The sequence below is a fragment of the Embleya sp. NPDC020886 genome (genome assembly GCF_044333915.1).
Classification (GTDB): domain Bacteria; phylum Actinomycetota; class Actinomycetes; order Streptomycetales; family Streptomycetaceae; genus Embleya.
Genome location: NZ_JBIRRX010000019.1, coordinates 105,411 through 124,249 on the forward strand (window position 1 = coordinate 105,411; position 18,839 = coordinate 124,249).

An 18,839-nucleotide genomic window follows, 5' to 3' on the forward strand; every position below is an offset into this window, starting at 1 on the left:
GCCGTGTCCGGGTGGAACTGTCGGTCGGCCGGCCGCGTCCCCCACCGCGGATCGACGTAGAGTCTCCCAAGCTTGGGGGGCCGGCGAACGCGGGACGGCACACGATGACCACGACTCCAGGAATCGACGACGAGGGCCGGGACGGCGGGGAGCCGCCGCGCATCCTCGTCGTCGACGACGACCCGGCGATCCGCCGCGCCCTCGAACGCGGCCTGCGGCTGGCCGGCTACCGGGTGCTGCTCGCCTCCGACGGCGCCGCGGCGCTCGCCGTGACCGGCACCGCCGAGCAACCCGACCCCCGCGCACCGCACGTGATCGTGCTGGACGTGGCCATGCCCGGGTGCTCCGGCATCGAGGTGTGCGCCACGCTGCGGGCCCGGGGCATCGAGACCCCGGTGCTGATGTTGTCCGCCCGGGACGAGACGGCCGACCGGATCACCGGCTTGGAATCGGGCGCGGACGACTACCTGGTGAAGCCGTTCGACCTGCGCGAACTCGAACTTCGGCTGGGTGCGCTGCTGCGCCGCCGACCCCCGACCACCCCGGACGACGCGGTGCTCCGGGCGGGCCCGCTGGTCCTGGACGCCGGCGCGCATCTGGCCACCCACGAGGGCGAGCCGGTGAACCTGACCAGGCGCGAGTTCGCCCTGCTGGACGTGTTCGTGCGCAACGCCGGCCAGGTGCTGACCCGTGATCAACTGCTGGCCCGGGTCTGGGGATACGACTTCGAGGTCCGCACCGACGTGGTGGACACCTTCGTCAGCTACCTGCGCCGCAAGCTGGAGGCCGGCGGCCGGCCGCGCCTGCTGCACACGGTGCGCGGGGTCGGCTTCGTGCTGCGGGTGCCGGACGGCCGCAGATGAACCTCCCCCGGGAGCGGGCGCGTCGCCGGCCGACCATGCGGCTGTCCACCCGGATCGCGCTGGCGGTGGGTGTGCTCGTGCCGCTGCTGGTGATCGCCGCCGGAATCCTGGTCGTGCGTTGGGTCACCGCCGATGTGACCCGCCGTCAGGACATTGCCCTGCGGCAACGTGCCGAGCACCTGGCACCGGATGCGCGAGCGCTGCTGCGCGCCGTGGAGAACGAGCGGGAGAACGCGGTCCGCGCCCGGGAGAACAAGCTGCTCGACGGCGCGCTCGACCTGGGCGTGCGGGTCGAACTGCCCGGCGGACCGGTGTCCGCGGGACCGCAACCGCCCGCGAACGTGCCGCTGCCGGACGCCCGGCATCGCGGCCCGGTCACGGTCCGCGCCGACGGCAAGGCATGGCGCGTGGTCTCCCGCCCGCTCGGCGCGGCCCGAGGCGGCGCGGGCACCCTGCGGGTGTTCCAGCCGACCACCGAGACCGACGCGCGGTCCGCGTTGCTGCGTCGGCGCGTGCTCGTCGTGGCCGCGTTCGCGGTACCGATCTCCGCGCTGGCCGGCCTGGTCGTCGGCGCCGGCGCGACCCGATCGCTGGGGGCGCTGCGGCGGCGCGCGGCGGCGATCGAACCGGACGACGACGCGCGCCCGGACGTGCACGTGCCGTCCGGCGTCGCCGAGGTGGACGACCTCGGCCGCACGCTCGCGGTGGTGCTCGGTCGCTACGACACGCAGACCGCCCGCACCCGCGAAGCACTGGAGACGGCCCGCGCGTTCGCCGCGACGGTGGACCACGAACTGCGTGGGCCGCTCACCGGCATCCGCACCGACCTGGACGTGCTCGCGGCCTATCCCGGCCTGACGCCGGCCGAGCGCGGCGAGATCCTGGGCGACCTCACGGCCGGGCAGGAGCGCATCCTGTCGTTGCTCGCGTCGCTGCGCGCGCTCGCCCAGGGGGACCTGGCCGACGAGCAGGCGTTCGAACGGGTGGACCTGGGCGAACTGGCGCACGAGGCGGCCCGGGACGCGCGGACGCGGCATCCCGGCGCGGACGTGCTGGTGTCCGCCCCGCAGGAGATCCGGGTGCACGGGCTGCGGCCGGGGCTGCGGTTGCTTCTGGACAACCTGATCGGCAACGCGCTCGTGCACGGACGCGGACCGGACGGCGCGGCCTCGATCCGGATCGGGGTGCACGCCGACGCCGGTGGGGCCGCCCGGATTCGGGTGGACGACGACGGACCGGGGATACCGATCGAGCGGCGCGACCAGGTGTTCGAGCGGTTCCGTCGCGGCCCGGACAGCCCGGGGGCCGGCCTGGGCCTGACCCTGGTCGCCCAGCAGGTGGCGCTGCACCGGGGGCACGTCGCGATCGGTACCGTGCCGCCCGGATCCGGTACCCGCGTCGAGGTGCTGCTGCCTGGACGGCGCGCGGACGAGCCGACGGGCGCACCCGGACAGATCCGACGCGACTGGCTGACCCGCGAACCGACGGAGTCCGGGGCGGGCCCACAAGAACCCCACAGACAGCCCACATGATGCCCACAGAACAGGGTCCTACCGTCCCGGCACGCCACCCCGCAGCGGGGCGGTGAACCGTGAAACTCGGGAGAACCACCATGCCTCGCCGTAGCACGACCGCACCCGGACGATTCGCGACACTCGGCGCCTTCGCGGCCCTGACCACCATCGCGGCCCTGGCCGCGGCACCCGCCGCGCAGGCCGGCGCCATGCCCGGCGCCGACAAGCACAAGCCGGGCATCTGCAAGCGCGTCCCCGCCATCGACACCCGATTGGGCAAGGCGATCGACCGGCTGAACGGCGGCGCCGACGCGAAGGGCTCCATCGCCCACCTCCAGGCGCGGATCGCCACCGCCGACAAGCTGAACCGCCCGGCGGTCAAGACCTACCTGAACGACAAGCTGACCACTCGTCAGCGTCTGCTGCCCGAACTGCAGCAGCGGCGCACCGACCTGGCGAACGTGAAGACCTGGTGCGACACGCAGCAGCCCGCCGCGGGCAAGTGATCGGCACACCGCGCCGGCGGGCCGCCGCGGTGCTGCTCGCGGTGCTCGTGCTCGGCCCCACGCTCAACGCGTGCGGCGGATCGAACGACGACCGCGGCGGCGGCTCGGCGCCCGCGGGCAGCCGGGCCACGCCCACCGACCCGCCGTCGAGCCTCGCGTCCATCGTCGACGAGGCGGAGCAGGCGGCCGACCGCGCGGACCGGGACGCCGAGGCGCCCGAGACCCCGCCGGGCTGACCGGACCGGCGAGCCGCACCCGGAGCGGGCGGCTCGCCTACCCGGCGACCGCCGGTTCGACGGGCTCGCCGGCCGGAACCCGCACCGCGACGAAGGACGGCGTGCGCCGCAACCGGAAGCCCAACGACTCGTACAGCCGGATCGCGTTCACGTTGTCGGCCGAAGCGTGCAGGAACGGCGTCTCGCCCCGGGCGGTGATCCCGGCCACCAAGGCCAGGACCAGGCGACTCGCCAGACCGTGCCCGCGCCACGCCGGATCCGTGCACACCGCGCTGATCTCGGTCCAGCCGGGCGGGCGCAACCGTTCCCCGGCCATCGCGATCAGCGCACCGTCGCGACGAACGCCCAGATAGGTGCCCAGTTCGATGGTCCGGGGCAGGAACGGACCCGGTCGGGTACGCCCGACCAGGTCGAGCATCTCGGGCACGTCCGCAGCGGCCAGCCGGACGAGCGAATCGTCGGGGCGGCCGACGACCGCGTCGCCCACCAACTGCACCGCGCCGATCCGCATCACCACCTCCCACGGCGGCGGCGGGCGCAACCCGTCGCCGTCCGCGAGCGGCAGGACCGCGCCCGGAGTCGCCAGCGCGGCCAGATCCGCCCAGTCCGCCGGGCCGGGATCGTCGGGCAGGGCCGCGAACGGCGCCACCTCGGCGAGGTAGCGCACCACCCGGCCCCGGCGTTCGGCCAGGCCGGCGTGTGCGCCGGTCAGGGACGCATAGGCCACGTTGTCCAACACACGCACGTCGTTCATGCCGTGCCGATCCTCACTCGGGATGGGGACATCGTCGATCCACTCCGCTCTCGCGTCGACTGAAGCAGGGTCGCCGGGCGAACGCCGACGCGCCGAACCCGGCGGCGACACATCGCACTTCCGGGGCCCGGCCACAGGGCTCGTCCCGGCAGCGGCCGACGGGCGAACGGTCGGTCTTCCCGGACGGCTCAGGGCGAGCCGGGCAGCGCGGATCGACACGCGGCACTGCTCACCCGCAGCAGGTCGATGTGCCTGCGGGTCGCCAACCGGATCCGAGCCTGCATGATCGGCAGGTTACGAGCTTGATCGCGCCCCGTCAAAGGGTGTCCGGAGTGCGACGCGTCGACGCCGGCCGGTCGGCCCCGCCCCTTCGGGGCGTCGGCCCCGGCGGCGGCAAGACGCCTGCTCCGACCGGTTGTTACCGCGCCGAAGGTCGATGGACAAGACCCGCAGGCTGCGTTAGCGTCGCGATGACGGCCGGGATCGGTCGTCGCCGCAGTACGTGTCACGAGTGCCAACGTTCAGCCCCGGCTTGTTGGTCGGCAACCCTCCTTCGCGACGGGGTGCCCCGGGTGAGGACACGGTCGCGCGTCTTTCGCGTGGCAACGCGGGGCCCGCCTCGACGGGCCCAGGGGCAAGGGGACGATGTCATGAGCGGGTGGGTGAACGCGGCGCAACACCGTGCTGCCACGTCCGCCGTGCCGACCCCGGCCACCCACCGGGTGAACTCCCTTGATCACCGCGAGAGTTCACCCCGCACCCGACTGACCCGGCGCCTGTTCATCGATCTGCGCCGCTCCGCCGGCTCGCTCTGTCACTGACCCACCGACACCGTCCCGCGCGTAATCCGCGCTAGCCGCGCGCCCGCCGTCGCGCGTCGTGTGCCGGGTCCACCGGCGGGCCGCGCTCGGCGTTCGAGCACGCGCCGATTCCGTCGCCCCGGGTGAACCCGGCGCAAAGCGGCCCGAGTTCGCCGTCCGAGGCGTGCCCGACCACCGACACCGCGCGCCGATCACCGGCACCGACACCCGCCCCGGGCCCACCGCCGCCTCGAACCCGCCGACGGACCACCGTCCGCGGGCCGGGTCGTGCCGTGACGCCCGGCCGCGATCACCCGCGCCCACCGAACCGGAAAGCGAGACCCACCCATGACCACCCCGCACACCCCCGGCCCGCTGCACCTGGCCGTCGCCCTGGACGGCGCCGGTTGGCATCCCGCCGCCTGGCGCGAACCCGACGCCCGCCCGGGCGAGTTGTTCACCGCCCGCTACTGGAGCGACCTGGTCGCCGAGGCGGAGGCGGGCCTGCTCGACTTCGTCACCATCGAGGACGCACTCGCGCTGCAATCCTCCCGATTCGACGCCGACGACACCCGCACCGACCAGGTCCGCGGCCGCCTGGACGCGGTGCTGATCGCCTCGCGGGTCGCACCGCTGACCCGACACATCGGCCTGATCCCGACCGCCACCGTCACCCACACCGAGCCGTTCCACGTCTCCAAGGCGATCGCCACGCTCGACCACATCAGCCTCGGCCGCGCCGGCTGGCGCGCCCGGGTGTCGCGGCCGGTCGAGAACGCACACTTCGGCCGGCGCGAGCAGGTGCCGTTCACCGTCGAGGACCTGGACCGGCCGGACGTGGTGGCCGCGGTCGGGGAAAGCTTCGCCGAGGCACAGGACTTCGTCGAGGTGGTGCGCCGGCTGTGGGACAGTTGGGAGGACGGCGCGGAGATCCGCGACGCCGCCACCGACCGGTTCATCGACCGGGACAAGCTGCACTACATCGACTTCGTCGGGCCCGGGTTCAAGGTCCGCGGCCCCTCGATCGTGCCGCGCCCGCCACAGGGCCAACCGCTGGTCACCGTACTGGCCCACGCCACGGTGCCGTACCGGCTCGGCGCGCGCACCGCGGACGTGGTGTACGTGACACCGCGCGACCACGACGACGCACGCGCCATCGTCACCGAGATCCGCGCCGAACAGCTCGCCGCAGGACGGGAATCGGAGACGGTGCACGTCTTCGGCGACCTGGTCGTGCTGCTCGCCGAGAGCACCGCCGCGGCCCGCGACCGCAAGGCCCGACTGGACGAACTCGACGGCGCCGAATACGCCGCTGACGCACTCGTGTTCACCGGCACCGCCGCCGACCTCGCGGACACCCTCCAGGACTGGCAACGCGCCGGACTGACCGGATTCCGGCTGCGCCCGGCCGCGTTGCCGCACGACCTGCACGCCATCACCCGCGAACTGGTCCCCGAACTGCAACGCCGAGGCGCCTTCCGCACCGGCTACCCGGCCGGCTCGCTGCGCACCCGACTCGGCCTGCCGCGCCCGGACAGCCGCTACGCCACGCCCGCGGCGGCGGCCTCGTGACCCGCCCCGCCACCGCCCACCCGACCGCCGCCCGCCCCACCGTCGTCCCGGCCACCGTCCGAAGGGACCCATCCCGATGAGCACATCGCGCAAGCAGATCATTCTCGGCGCCTACGTGGGAGGCGTGAACCATCACACCGTGTGGTCCGATCCCGCGGCCGGCAGCCAGATCGACTTCAGCACCTTCGAACACGTCGCCCGCACCGCCGAACGCGGCCGATTCGACTTCTTCTTCCTCGCCGAGGGCCTGGCCCTGCGCGAACGCCTGGGCCTGATCTTCGATCAGGACGTGGTCGGACGCCCGGACACACTGCCCGTGCTCAGCGCGCTGGCCGCCGTCACCGAACACCTGGGCCTGATCGGCACGGTCAACGCGACCTTCAACGAACCCTACGAACTGGCCCGCCAGTTGAGCACCCTGGACCACCTGTCCGGCGGTCGGGCGGGCTGGAACGTGGTCACCTCCTTCGACGCGTTCACCGGCGCGAACTTCCGCCGGGGCGGCTTCCTGGACCGCAAGGACCGCTACACCCGGGCCGGCGAGTTCCTGGCCGCCGCCCGCGAACTGTGGGACTCCTGGGCGGCGGACGCGGTGGCCGCCGACCGGGACACCGGGATCTTCCTGCGCGACGCCAAGGCCGGTGAATTCGCGTTCACCGGCGAGCAGTTCGACATCTCGGGGCGATTCGACACCCCACGCAGCCCGCAGGGCCGGCCGGTGATCCTGCAGGCCGGCGTATCGCCACAGGGCCGCGACTTCGCCGCCGGCGGTGCCGACGCGATCTTCTCGCCCTACCACCACCTCGACGAGGCACAGGCGTTCTACCGGGACATCCAGGCCCGCGCCGGCCGCCAGGGCAGGCCCCCCGGTTCGGTCAAGCTGCTGCCGCACGCGTCCTTCGTGCTCGGTACCAGCGAGGCCGACGCGGCCGAGCGACACCGCGACATCACCCGGCGCCAGATCGGCGGACGCACCGCGCAGATCCTGCTGGAGACGGTCTGGAACCGCGACCTGTCCGGCTACGACCCGGACGGCCCGCTGCCCGACGTGGACCCCGATCCCGACGGGCCGCCGCTGGTCCAGGGGCGGGCCCGGATCGGCGAGGACGCGCACCGCCGGGTCGCCGAGTGGCGCGCGTTGGCCGAGGCCAACGCGTTCTCGCTGCGCGACCTGGCCATCCACGTGTTCGGCCGCACCGAGTTCGTCGGAACCCCCGAGCAGGTGGCCGAACGCATCGACACGTTCGTCCAGCAGGACGGCTCGGACGGCTTCATCGTGGGCTCCCACCTGACCCCCACCGGCCTGGACGAATTCGTCGACAAGGTCGTCCCACTGCTCCAGGAGCGCGGCTCGCTGCGCACCGACTACACCGGCGCCACCCTGCGTGAGAACCTGGGCATCACCCCGACCGGGCAGCCCGCCGGCGGCGCCCGCGTGGCCTGACCCCCGGGCCGGGGGCGGGCACGAGCCGTCCCCGGCCCGACCGGGTCACCCGTTGGGCACCCAGTCCAACGTGCGGTGCACCGCCCGCTTCCAGTCGGCGTAGCCGCTCTCCCGGCGCTCGCGATCCCACTCCGGCTCCCAGCGGGCGTCCTGATTCCAATTGGCCCGCAACTCGTCGGTGTCCCGCCAGAAACCGACCGCGAGACCGGCGGCGTACGCCGCGCCCAGCGCGGTGGTCTCGGGGACCGTCGGCCGGATCACCGGAACACCCAGCACATCGGCCTGGATCTGCATGCACAGGCTGTTGTCGGTGACCCCGCCGTCCACCTTCAACACGCTCAGTTGCACACCGGAGTCCTTGGCCATCGCGTCCACCACGTCCCGGCTCTGGTAGCAGATCGCCTCCAGCGTGGCCCGGGCGATGTGGCCCACGTGGTGATAGCGGGCGAGCCCGACGATCGCGCCGCGCGCGTCGCTGCGCCAGTACGGCGCGAACAGGCCGGAGAAGGCCGGCACGAAGTACACCCCGGCGGTGTCCTCGACCTGCCGGGCCAGCGTCTCGCTGTCCGGAGCCGTCTTGATGATGTGCAACTGGTCGCGCAGCCACTGCACCGCCGACCCGGTCACCGCGATCGACCCCTCCAGCGCGTACACCGGGTCCTGGCCCTCGAAGTGGTAGGCGACCGTGGTGAGCAGACCGTGCTCGGAGCGCACGATGCGATTGCCGGTGTTGAGGAGCATGAAGTTGCCGGTGCCGTAGGTGTTCTTCGCCTCGCCCTCGGCGAAGCACACCTGGCCCACCGTGGCCGCGTGCTGGTCTCCCAGCGTGCCGGTCAGCGGGATACCCACCAGCGGACTCTCGTCGGGCGATCGACCGTAGCCGTCCGGACAACTCGACGGGCGGATCGTCGGCAACATCTCGCGCGGGATGTCGAAGAACGACAACAACTCGTCGTCCCAGTCCAGCGTGCGCAGGTCCATCAGCATCGTGCGCGAGGCGTTGGTGACGTCGGTGACATGCACACCACCGCGCACCCCACCGGTCAGATTCCACAACAACCAGGTGTCGATGGTGCCGAAGATCGCGTCGCCGCGCTCGGCGTCCCGGCGCGCCCCGTCGACGTTCTCCAGGATCCACTGCACCTTGCCCGCCGCGAAGTACGTCGACGGCGGCAGACCCGCCCTGGCCCGGATCACCTCGCCCCGATGATCCCGGTCCAACGCGCGGGCGATCCGGTCGGTACGGGTGTCCTGCCAGACGATCGCGTTGTAGTACGGCCGGCCGGTGTGCCGATTCCACACCACCGTGGTCTCGCGCTGGTTGGTGATGCCCAGCGCGGCGAAGTCGGCGGGCGTGAGGTTGTAGTGGTTGAGCCCACTGGCGACCACCGAGCGGGTGCGCTCCCAGATCTCCACCGGGCTGTGTTCCACCCACCCCGCCCTCGGCATGATCTGCCGATGCTCCAACTGCTGGCGCCCGACCACCCCGCCGGCGTGATCGAAGACCATGAACCGGGTGCTGCTGGTGCCCTGATCGATTGCCGCGACGAAATCCGCCATCTCGAACCTCCACTGTGGCGACGCCCGAACCTGTCCGCGCCGCATCGGATGTGCCGTACGGCGTCAGTCGGTCTCGACCACCCTGCCCGCCGGTTGTTCCCCGAGGGGCAGGAACGGCGCGATCAGCACGCGGTACAGCGCCGCGCCGATCAGGCCGCCGATCAACGGTCCGACGATCGGGACCCAGAAGTACAGATTGCCGTACTGGTCGCGCCACGCCCCGTCGTAACCGGTCAGGAAGCTGGCCAGCCGAGGGCCGAAGTCCCGGGCCGGGTTGATCGCGTAACCGGCGTCGGTGCCGAACGCCATCCCGATCGCGACCACCAACAGGCCGGTCAGCAACCCGCCGAGGTTGGCCTTGGGCGCCGTGTTGAGCACGTCCGTCAACGCCATGATCACCAGCAGCAGGATCGCGGTGCCGATGATCTGGTCGCGCAGCGCCCCCCACTCGCTGACCGGGAACGTGCCGTTGCCCGGCAGTGTCGAGAAGACGCTCTGGGTCTTGATCGTGTGCCCGGGATCGGCCTTGGCCAGTACCTCGGTGTAGTTCCAGCGCACCAGCAGGGCCGCGACGAACGCTCCGGCGGTCTGCGCGAGCACGTACGGCGCCACCTTGTGCCACGGGAAGCCGCGGAAGGCCGCGAGCGCCACCGAAACCGCCGGATTCAGATGGGCGCCCGAGGTGCGCGCGGCGATGTACACCCCGAACGTCACCCCGAAGCCCCAGGCCCACGCGATGCTGTCGTGGTTGCCCAGGTCGGCCGCGACGACCTGGGCCACCACGCCGACGCCGAACAGGATGAGCACCATGGTGCCGACGAACTCGGCGACCATCTCGCCGCCGAGCGCCCATCGTTCGCTCGGCGGCGGGGCCGGCTGCGCCCGTCGGGCGCCGGTCTTCGGGACCGCGCCCGCGCCCGCGCTCACGGCGCCGGGACGATGTCGGGGGCGCCGAGCCGGGCCGCGTCGGCGGTGAGGTCGTCCGGCTGTCGCTGGGCGTCGCGTTCGGCCTCGACCCGTTTTCCGTAGTGCGTGACCTCGTTGCGGATCTGTTGCTCGTCCCAGCCCAGCGGCCCGGCCATCAGCCGCGCGGCGATCTCGGCGGCCTCCACGCCACGATCCCACGACTCGATCGAGGCCCGGGTGCGCCGGGTGAGCACGTCGTCCAGGTGATGCGCGCCCTCGTGGGTGACCGCGTACATCACCTCGGCCCGCAGATAGTCGTCCGCGCCGGGCAATGGTGTGGCCAACTCCGGGTCCCTTTCGATGAGTTCGAGCACCTCGCCGATCATCGAGCCGTACCGGGCAAGCAGATGCTCGATGCGCACCACGTGCAGCCCGGACGCCCGGGCCAGGCTGTGCCGGCGATTGCGCAGCGCCTGGTATCCGTCGGCGCCCAGCAGCGGCACGTCGTGGGTCACCGACGGGCCCGGACGCGCGCCGTCCAGGGTGCGTACCGCCTCGTCGACGGCGTCCTTGGCCATCACCCGATACGTGGTGTACTTGCCGCCGGCGATCACCACCAGGCCCGGCACGGGATGGCCGACCAGGTGTTCCCGGGACAACTTGCTGGTCTCGGCCGCGTCGCCGGCCAGCAACGGTCGCAGCCCCGCGTACACGCCCTCCACGTCGTCCCGGGACAGCGGCGTGGCCAGCACCCGGTTGACGTGCTCCAGCAGGTAGTCGATGTCGCGTGAACTCGCCGCCGGATGTTGCTTGTCCAGGTCCCACGGGGTGTCCGTGGTGCCGATCAGCCAGTGCCGGCCCCACGGGATCACGAACAACACGCTGGCCTCGGTGCGCAGGATCAACCCGGACCGCGAGTTCACCCGATCCCGGGGCACCAGGATGTGCACGCCCTTGGACGCGCGCACATGGAACTGGCCCCGGGTGTCGGCCATCGCCTGGGTGTCGTCGGTCCACACGCCGGTCGCGTTGATCACCTGCTTGGCGTGCACTTCGAACACCCGGCCCGACTCGACGTCGACGACGGTCGCGCCGGTGACCCGCTCGCCCTGGCGGAGGAAGCCGGTGACCCGGGTCCGGTTGGCCACCTGCGCGCCGTACGCGGCGGCCGTCCGGGTGATGGTCATGGTGTGCCGGGCGTCGTCGACCTGCGCGTCCCAGTACTGCACCGCGCCGATCAGCGCGTCCGACTTGAGGGCGGGCACCTCCTCCAGGGCCCGGTGTCTGCTCAGATGCCGGTGATGCGGCAGGCCCCGGGAATTGCCGGAGGTCATCCCCATCGTGTCGTACAGGAGCACCCCGGCGCCCACGTACAACCGCTCCCACCCGCGATGGGTCAGCGGATACAGGAACTTCACCGGGCGCACCAGGTGCGGGGCCAACCGTTGCAGCAGCAGACCGCGCTCGCGCAGCGCCTCCTGGACGAGCCGGAAGTCCAGCATCTCCAGATAGCGCAGCCCGCCGTGGATGAGTTTGCTGGAGCGACTGGAGGTACCACTGGCCCAGTCCCGACCCTCGACCAGGCCCACGCTCAGGCCCCGGGTGACGGCGTCCAGCGCGCATCCGGCGCCGACGACACCTCCGCCGACGACCAGGATGTCCAGCTCGCGGCCGGATCCCAGGGCGGTCAGGGCATCTTCGCGGGCCTTCGGCGACAGGGCGACGGGCTTCACGTCGAACTCCTCGGCAGGGAAAAGCTGGCCCCTACATTCGATGGCCTGCGATGCCCCCCTGCACGTCGAACCGCGCCGACGGTGGGCCGGGCGGAGTAACGCGGAGGGGCCGCCCGACCCGATCGGGGCGATCCGTCGGGTGATCGGCGATCCCGTACGGTGATGCCTTCGACGTATCGACAGGTGGGAGTCGGGGCACGTGGTGGACGCGGTCGAGGCACAGGATCCGCAGCGGATCGGTTCGTTCGCGGTACTGGGCCGGTTGGGGGCCGGCGGCATGGGGCGGGTGTTCCTGGCCCGATCGCCCGGCGGGCGGCTGGTGGCGGTCAAGACCGTGCATGCCGAACTGGCCGCCGATCCGCACTTCCGGCGGCGGTTCGCGGCCGAGATCGCGGCGATGCGGCGGATCGGCGGCTTCTGGACGGCCGCGTTCGTGGATGCGGACGCCGAGGCCGAGACACCGTGGCTGGCCACCGAATACCTCACCGGACCCTCGCTGACCCAGGCGGTGACCGCACACGGGCCGCTGCCCGAGTCGAGCGCGCGGCTGCTGGCCGCCGGGTTGGCCGAGTCGCTGACCGCGATCCACGCGGTCGGCCTGGTGCATCGCGACCTCAAGCCGTCCAACGTGCTGCTCACCGCCGACGGCCCCCGGGTGATCGACTTCGGCATCGCCCGACAGGTGCACGGGACGAGCGAGCTGACCCGGACCGGGCATCTGGTCGGCTCGCCGGGCTTCCTGTCGCCGGAACAGGCCAGGGGCGACGAGGTCGGGCCCGCGAGCGACGTGTTCGCGGTCGGCTTGGTGTTGACCTACGCCACGGCGGGCGTGCCGGCGTTCGGGACGGGGGACCCGGCCCAACTGCTGTTCCGGGTGGTCTACGAGGAGCCTCGGCTCGACGCGGTGCCGGCGGGGCTGCGGCCCCTGGTCGCGGCCTGTCTGCGCAAGGATCCGGCGGAGCGGCCGACGCCGGAACGGCTCCTCGAACTGCTGGGCGAGTCGGCGCGGCCGGCGGCCGACGACTGGCTGCCGGCGGCGCATTCGGCGCTGGTGCGGAGCCGGCCGGGGGAGACGGGGCCGACGGAGGCGGGGGCGGGGGGTGCGCCGCCGACGTACCCGAGGCAGCCGCCGGAGGCCGTGGCCGGCGCGCCGACTGCGCCGGCCGGGCCGGTGCCGCCGCCGCCCCGACCCGCGCGGGCGCCGGTTCCCGGATGGTCGCCGGTTCCGGACCAGGCGCCGGCCGTGCCGTTCGCGCCGGTCACGAAGGATTCCGGCATGCCGCGCCGTCGGTTGTTGATCGGCGGCTCGGTGGTGGCCGCGGCGCTCGCGGGCGGGAGCGCGTACCTGTTCACCCGCGACGAGGGCGGGCGTACCGGCGCGGTGGCGAACAAGGAGTCGCCGGGTGCGAGTTCGCCGGGAAACAAGGTATCGGGGGGCGCGCCGGGCGCGAACGGCTCGCAGCCGCCGGTGGGTTCCGGTGTGAACACCGGTGCTCCGTCGGCGGGGCTGCTGCCGGAGAAGTACCGGAACGGGCAACCGCTCGCCGTCGGGGTGGACGCCGCCTATCCGCCCAACGAGTTCCTCGACGCCGACGGCCGGACGGTGATCGGGATGACCGCCGATCTGGCCAAGGCGATCGGGGAACAACTCGGGGTCGCCCTGGAGTTGCGGCCCTCGACCTTCGATGCGCTGGTGCCCGCGCTCAAGTCGGGCCGCATCGACCTGATCATGTCCTCGATGGTGGACACACCGGCGCGGCGGGCGGACGGAATCGACTTCGTCGACTACTTCCGGGCCGGCACCGCGATCCTGGTCGCCAAGGACAATCCTCGGCGCATCCAGGGCCTTTCCGACCTGTGCGGGTGCCGGGTGGTGATCCTCAAGGGCGCGTTCCAGGACGATCTCGCCACCGAGGCGGGCGGCAAGTGCGGATCCGGCGGCGGGGTGACCAAGGTCGGTGTCGCCACCATGGTCGAAGCGACCACACGGATCCGGCAGGGCGAAGCCGACGCGGGCCTGTTCGACTACCCCGTCGCCGTGTATGCCGCCCGGAACTCGGCCGACGGCCTCCGGGTCGCGCAGGGACAGATCGAGGCCGAGCCGTACGGCATCGCCTTCCGCAACACCGATCCGCAACTGCGCGACGCGGTCCGGCAGGCATTGGAGCGGCTGATCGCCGCCGGCGAGTACCGGCGGATCATGGACCGGTGGCAACTCTCGGAAGGCGCCGTCTCGAAGGTGACGGTGAACGGCGGCTGATCCGCCGGGAACCGATCGACGTCGCGTGCGTCCAACCGGTGCCGGGTGCCCGACCCGCTGCCTGCCGGGATCGGATCGCGGGGGCGCGGTCGTCGAGGCCCGGTGTGGTGGTTCGCCCTCGGCACCTACCCGCCGATCCCGGTCAGCCCGTGCGAGCGGCCAGTGTTTCGAGGGTCGCGTAGGCCCGGCTCAGCGACTCCTCGGCCAGCGGCTCGAGTGCGGACATCGCCGGGACGACCGCGGCCAGGGTCAGCTCGGCGTGCACGAACTCCAGGTCGTCCGCGAGGCCGATCGAGCGCAGCACCGCCCGCAGGTACGGCTCCTGGTGATCCCAGCCCTCGCGTGGCGTGCCGGGTGCGTAGGAGCCGCCCTTCGCGGTGACCACCACGACCGAGGTGCCCGCCAGTGGGCCGGGAGTGCCGTCGGGCGGGACCATGTTGGCCGGTGTGACGATGCGGTCGAACCAGGACTTGACCGTCGACGGGATCGAGTAGTTGTACATGGGCACGCCCAGGACGATGGTGTCCGCCGCGCGCAGCTCGGCGTTCAATGCCTCGGTCAGGGCTCGTTCGTGCGGTGGTTCGCCGTGGCCTCGGCTGGGGTCGAGCAGGGCTTCGCGGACCTCGTGGGTGAGGTGCGGGACGGGTTCGGCGGCCAGATCGCGGTGGGTGTAGCCGCCGTCGGGGTGGGTGGCCCGCCAGCGTGCGGCGAAGTGGGCGGAGAGTTCGCGGGACACCGAGCCGGTGTGGCGGATGCTGGCGTCCAGGTGCAGGAGGAAAGGCATGGGCGTCCTCGAATCGTCGGATGAGGGTGCGGGGGTGCGGCGGCTCAGGGGTGCGCGGGTGTGGGCGGGCGCGGACCCGGGGGCTGCGTTCGTACGACCGTAGACATTGACGCGGGCGTGAGGGCAACGCCGCGTTCGGGTGCGGTGGGTCGTTGCCGTACCGCGGTCGGTGCAGCCGGCACCGGGGCTACCGCCCAGGTTTACCCGGGATGTCCACCGTGTGCGGGAGGACAGCCGGGGTCGGCTCGGCCAGGGTTGCGCCAGGTCGGGCCCGCGTGGGGCACATCGATACGGCGAACAGCCGTCGGGGGTGGTCGTGGACGGCACGGACGGAACCATCGGCACGAACGCAACAGTCGGCACGGACGGAACGGTCGGCATGGACCGAACGGTCGGCACGAAGCGAGCGCAGGGACCGGGGCAAGCCGGTCGACCGGCCCGCCGCGTCGCGACGGTGTTCGCGGTCGCGGTGGCGCTGGTGGCGGCCGTACCGGGCCTGCCGACCCGGGCGCAGGCATTTCCGCCGCCGCCTGCACCGCCGTTGCCGGCGGCGAACTCGCACGGCATCACACTCACCCAGTGGACGAACTCGAATCTGCTCAGCGACCGCAGGATGTTCGACGCGACGATGACCACCTCGGCGATCATGCGGCCGCGCGGCGGTACGCCCTCGATCGACCCGGTCGAGGTGCCGGTCAAGGTGCGGATCTGGCTGCCCGACGACTACGTGAACGATCCGGCCGAGGCGTATCCGGTGCTCTACCTGTTGCACGGCGGGTTCGGCGACTTCGAGCAGTGGTCCAAGTCCGACGCGGGCGACATCCTGAACACGATCGATCGGCGCACGTTCAAGGGCATCGTGGTCATGCCCGAGGGCGGCAAGGCCGGTTGGTACACGGATTGGGCGGGACAGACCCGGGGCAACTTCGCGCCGCAGTGGGAGACCTTCCACCTGCGGCAGTTGGTGCCCTGGATCGACGCGAACTTCAACACCGTCGACAACCGTGCGGGACGTGCGATCGCGGGTGTGTCGATGGGCGGGCTCGGCGCGCTGCGCTACGCCGCCGACCTGCGGGACGAGTTCTCCGCCGTGGGGGCGTTCTCGGGAGGTACCACGCTGGCCGACGATCGTGCGTTGAACCGGGTGGCCGATTCGATGCTCGGCTACGGTGCGGCCACCTCCTGGAACGGTCTGGTCGATCCGAACTACCGGGTGTTCGGTACCCCGTTGGAGCGCGCCGAAGCGGTCTACGGGCCGCAGGCGAACTGGACGGCGATCACCCCGGTGGGCATGGCCGCGGCGGGCAAGTACGCGGGCTACGCGGGCAAGTTCGCGATGTACTCCGGCGGCGCCAACGGCCAGGGCGTGCCCAGCGGTCAGGGGGAGTCCGACATCAAGACGTGGAACGATGGACTGCGCACGGTCATCGGCGGCTCGTTCACGCCCCGCTACTGCACGGGTCCCGGCGAACACACCTGGGACTACTGGCGCAACGACCTGCGCGACTTCGTCCAGTACGTGTACGGGAGCACGCCGCCCGCACACTGCACCGAGAACGGTCGGGCGGGCAACACGGGCAACGTCCCGTGGGTTGCCGGGTAGCCGTGGGCCACGCGCGGCGCGGCGGGCCCGGCCGGCACGCTCACCCGTGCCGGTCGGGCCTGCCGCCGTCGTCTGCGGGGTGGAGTGCGTCGCGGTAGGCCGTGCAGACGGCGGCGGTCACCGCGTCGGCGTTCGCGAGGCCGGACAGGCGGTGTCGGCCGGCTCGGCCCAGGCGTCGGCGCTCGTGCGGGTGGGTCAGCAGCGTGTCCAGGGCCCGGGCCAGGGCGGCCACGTCGGTGGGTTCGACCAGGATGCCCGCGTGGCCGTGGCCGAGTTGGTGCGGGATGGCGCCGACGGTGGTGGCGATCACGGGTACGCCCGCGGCCATCGCCTCCAGGACGACCAGTGGGGCGCCCTCGGTCAGGGACGGGACGCACAGGATGTCCAGGGCGGCCACCGCCGCCGGGCCGTCGGTGCACATGCCGCCGAAGTGCACCCGGTCGCCCAGTCGCAAATGCCGTGTCAGCGCGTGCAGTTCCCCGCGCAGTCGGCCGTCGCCCACGACGGTGAAGCGCACCCGAGGGTGTCGATCCGCGAGGCACGCGGCGGCGCGCAGGAAGAACTCCACGCCCTTCTCCGGCTCCAGCCGGCCGACCACCCCGACCGTCACCGGCGCATCGTGTCGGTCCGGGAGGGCCGCCGGTGTGGCGCCGAACACCGCGGTGCCCACCACTCGGACACGTGTGGTGGGCACCCGGTCGAGCCGGCGCAGCCGGTCCGCGATCTGCTCGGAGACGGCCAGGACCAGGGCACATCGGCGGTACAACGGGCGGCTGTACGCGCGGGCCAGAGGCCCGCGCCAGGACGCCATGCTGTGCTCGGTCACCACCACCGGGACCCGGGCGAGCCGGCCGGCGAGGGCCGCGGCCATCGTGGCGGCATGCACGTGCGCATGGACCACGTCGAAGCGGCCCACCCTGGCCAAGCGCGCGATCCGCAGCGCCAGCATCGGACTGACCAGGCGGGCCACCCGGTGCCGGCCCAGCACGACGATCGACACGCCCGCGGCGGCGAGTTCGGCACCGGCCGGCCCGTCCTCGGTGCACGCCAGCACCACCGTGTGCCCGCACGACGCCAACGCGCCTGCCAATCCCGCGACTTGCCGCTGTGCGCCGCCGATGCGCAGGTCGTCCACCACCAGCAACACCCGTAGTGGCCCGCGCCCCTCCGCGCCCCCCTGCCCGCGCGGCGTCCCCCTGACCCCGATCGTCGCCCCCCTGCTGCACGGCCGCCGCAGTGTCGCGCCCCCGTCCTACGAGGATCTCCCTTCTCGGGCGCCGGGGCAGGCGGAACCGATATCGGCCCGGCCTCGCGCAGGCTCGGGCCTGATTGTCTGCGGGGGCCGGAATCTATTGTCGACGCGCGTGGAAAACAAGGCCCGGATCATGGTGCGGGCGGTGTCCGGCGGTGTCCGGGTCGGGGTCGGGCGGGTGTCGGGAGGAACGGTCCGGTGTCGGGTGTCAGGGACGGGGCAGCGGATTCGGGGTCGACTCGGTGGCGCCGGCCGCGGGTGGGGTTGCTCGGCTCTCGGGCGAGTGCTGGGAGAGCCAGGCGGGCGTCGCGTCCTGGTCGGGCGGCCGTACCACGGCGTATCCCTGACCGGGTGCAGGACGAAGGTCGGTCGACTCGCCGTTGATGAACGGCGCCAGGAGATCCATTTCGCGGTGGTAGACGAACAGCGACGTCGTGGTCCCGAATATCGCCGGCCCGTCCAGGACCAGCGGCAACTCGGCGAGCGCGTAGCTCACGGCGTGGTCTATCTGTTCCTCGGTCGGCTCTTGCCCGGCGACCCGCCGGACCGCTCCGCGCGCGGTGTGTCGACAGGCCGCACGCACCGCCTCGTCCATGTCGTAGGCGTCGCGGACCCGCTTCAGCGAATGTTGATACGCGGGTCGTTCGGACAACTGCGTCCAGGTGTGCAGGTGGTGCTCCGGTTCGGCCACGCCCGCGTTGCGCAGGCCGCGCCGCGCGGGGCTGCGCAGCCGGCCGACGGCATACCGGGCGCGCCGGGCGGCCTCCGCGGGCTGGACGCCGGCGGCGGTCAGGGTGTGCGCCGCCTCGTCGCCGGGGACGAAGACGTCGACCCGCACGAAGTTCGCACACCCCCACCGCACCAGGGCCTCGACTCTGCGTGGCTTGTAATAGCTGTTCCAGGGACTGAGCCCGATCAGCACGTGTTCCGCACGTTCGAGAACGCTTCGGCTACCGAGCGTGCACGGCCACACCATGAATCCCATGCGATCGACTCCTTAGCGTTCCCTCCATGATTCCATCGTCGGAACACACTTCCGAACCGGGACATTC

Annotated in this window: 17 protein-coding genes and 1 riboswitch; of the genes, 9 read left to right on the forward strand and 8 right to left on the reverse strand. The window is 72.5% G+C overall.

The window, feature by feature from the left end; genetic code table 11:
• Positions 1-104 precede the first annotated feature (104 nt).
• The 4 genes from ACH4U8_RS40420 to ACH4U8_RS40435 all read left to right on the forward strand — a co-directional run bounded on the left by ACH4U8_RS40420 (position 105) and on the right by ACH4U8_RS40435 (position 3,119).
• Positions 105-863: a response regulator transcription factor gene (locus ACH4U8_RS40420; RefSeq protein WP_360312282.1), complete on the forward strand. Its 759-nt coding sequence runs from the start codon at positions 105-107 to the stop codon at positions 861-863.
• The gene (locus ACH4U8_RS40425; RefSeq protein ID WP_395783149.1) at positions 860-2,395 is read left to right on the forward strand and encodes a sensor histidine kinase; all 1,536 of its coding nucleotides are present in this window, start codon (positions 860-862) and stop codon (positions 2,393-2,395) included. The genes ACH4U8_RS40420 and ACH4U8_RS40425 overlap by 4 nt, the downstream gene beginning before the upstream one ends.
• Before the next feature lie 80 nt (positions 2,396-2,475).
• Positions 2,476-2,883, forward strand: a complete 408-nt coding sequence (locus ACH4U8_RS40430; RefSeq protein ID WP_360312278.1) for a hypothetical protein — start codon at positions 2,476-2,478, stop codon at positions 2,881-2,883.
• Positions 2,880-3,119, forward strand: coding sequence for a hypothetical protein (locus ACH4U8_RS40435; RefSeq protein WP_360312276.1), 240 nt, complete (start codon positions 2,880-2,882; stop codon positions 3,117-3,119). The genes ACH4U8_RS40430 and ACH4U8_RS40435 overlap by 4 nt, the downstream gene beginning before the upstream one ends.
• 37 nt (positions 3,120-3,156) lie before the next feature.
• Here the strand turns inward: ACH4U8_RS40435 and ACH4U8_RS40440 are convergent, their stop codons facing one another.
• Complete coding sequence (locus ACH4U8_RS40440; RefSeq protein WP_395783151.1) at positions 3,157-3,873, reverse strand: GNAT family N-acetyltransferase; 717 nt, start codon at positions 3,871-3,873, stop codon at positions 3,157-3,159.
• A gap of 188 nt (positions 3,874-4,061) precedes the next feature.
• Complete coding sequence (locus ACH4U8_RS40445) at positions 4,062-4,157, reverse strand: putative leader peptide (protein ID WP_360312272.1); 96 nt, start codon at positions 4,155-4,157, stop codon at positions 4,062-4,064.
• Positions 4,158-4,376: 219 nt separating this feature from the next.
• Positions 4,377-4,487, forward strand: a riboswitch (SAM riboswitch).
• Positions 4,488-4,523: 36 nt separating this feature from the next.
• On the opposite strand from ACH4U8_RS40445, the gene ACH4U8_RS40450 reads away from it, so the two are divergent.
• From ACH4U8_RS40450 to ACH4U8_RS40460, 3 genes are all read left to right on the forward strand, one after another.
• Positions 4,524-4,694 carry a hypothetical protein gene (locus ACH4U8_RS40450; RefSeq protein ID WP_360312270.1) on the forward strand — a complete coding sequence of 57 codons (171 nt, stop codon included), beginning with the start codon at positions 4,524-4,526 and terminating at the stop codon, positions 4,692-4,694.
• A 327-nt stretch (positions 4,695-5,021) separates the two neighbouring features.
• Positions 5,022-6,245 carry an LLM class flavin-dependent oxidoreductase gene (locus ACH4U8_RS40455; RefSeq protein WP_395783153.1) on the forward strand — a complete coding sequence of 408 codons (1,224 nt, stop codon included), beginning with the start codon at positions 5,022-5,024 and terminating at the stop codon, positions 6,243-6,245.
• Positions 6,246-6,321: 76 nt separating this feature from the next.
• The gene (locus ACH4U8_RS40460; RefSeq protein ID WP_379991170.1) at positions 6,322-7,689 is read left to right on the forward strand and encodes an NtaA/DmoA family FMN-dependent monooxygenase; all 1,368 of its coding nucleotides are present in this window, start codon (positions 6,322-6,324) and stop codon (positions 7,687-7,689) included.
• 45 nt (positions 7,690-7,734) lie between these two features.
• Here ACH4U8_RS40460 and glpK read toward each other — a convergent pair whose 3' ends face one another.
• The 3 genes from glpK to ACH4U8_RS40475 all read right to left on the reverse strand — a co-directional run bounded on the left by glpK (position 7,735) and on the right by ACH4U8_RS40475 (position 11,873).
• Positions 7,735-9,249 carry a glycerol kinase GlpK gene (gene glpK, locus ACH4U8_RS40465; RefSeq protein WP_360312264.1) on the reverse strand — a complete coding sequence of 505 codons (1,515 nt, stop codon included), beginning with the start codon at positions 9,247-9,249 and terminating at the stop codon, positions 7,735-7,737.
• A 63-nt stretch (positions 9,250-9,312) separates the two neighbouring features.
• On the reverse strand, positions 9,313-10,176 hold the full coding sequence (locus ACH4U8_RS40470) for an MIP/aquaporin family protein (RefSeq protein ID WP_395783155.1): 864 nt from the start codon (positions 10,174-10,176) through the stop codon (positions 9,313-9,315).
• Complete coding sequence (locus tag ACH4U8_RS40475; RefSeq protein ID WP_395783229.1) at positions 10,173-11,873, reverse strand: glycerol-3-phosphate dehydrogenase/oxidase; 1,701 nt, start codon at positions 11,871-11,873, stop codon at positions 10,173-10,175. The genes ACH4U8_RS40470 and ACH4U8_RS40475 overlap by 4 nt, the downstream gene beginning before the upstream one ends.
• Before the next feature lie 214 nt (positions 11,874-12,087).
• Between ACH4U8_RS40475 and ACH4U8_RS40480 the strand changes: the two genes are divergently transcribed.
• Positions 12,088-14,148: a transporter substrate-binding domain-containing protein gene (locus tag ACH4U8_RS40480; protein ID WP_395783157.1), complete on the forward strand. Its 2,061-nt coding sequence runs from the start codon at positions 12,088-12,090 to the stop codon at positions 14,146-14,148.
• 142 nt (positions 14,149-14,290) lie between these two features.
• On the opposite strand, the gene ACH4U8_RS40485 is transcribed toward ACH4U8_RS40480, so the two are convergent.
• Entirely contained in the window at positions 14,291-14,932 is a 642-nt protein-coding gene (locus ACH4U8_RS40485) for an NAD(P)H-dependent oxidoreductase (protein WP_360312256.1), read from the reverse strand.
• A gap of 379 nt (positions 14,933-15,311) precedes the next feature.
• Here ACH4U8_RS40485 and ACH4U8_RS40490 point away from each other — a divergent pair, with 379 nt between their 5' ends.
• Positions 15,312-16,535: an alpha/beta hydrolase gene (locus ACH4U8_RS40490; protein WP_395783159.1), complete on the forward strand. Its 1,224-nt coding sequence runs from the start codon at positions 15,312-15,314 to the stop codon at positions 16,533-16,535.
• 40 nt (positions 16,536-16,575) lie between these two features.
• Here the strand turns inward: ACH4U8_RS40490 and ACH4U8_RS40495 are convergent, their stop codons facing one another.
• Positions 16,576-17,682: a glycosyltransferase family 4 protein gene (locus ACH4U8_RS40495; RefSeq protein ID WP_395783161.1), complete on the reverse strand. Its 1,107-nt coding sequence runs from the start codon at positions 17,680-17,682 to the stop codon at positions 16,576-16,578.
• 313 nt (positions 17,683-17,995) lie between these two features.
• On the reverse strand, positions 17,996-18,772 hold the full coding sequence (locus tag ACH4U8_RS40500) for a tRNA-dependent cyclodipeptide synthase (protein WP_395783163.1): 777 nt from the start codon (positions 18,770-18,772) through the stop codon (positions 17,996-17,998).
• Between the last annotated feature and the right edge of the window lie 67 nt (positions 18,773-18,839).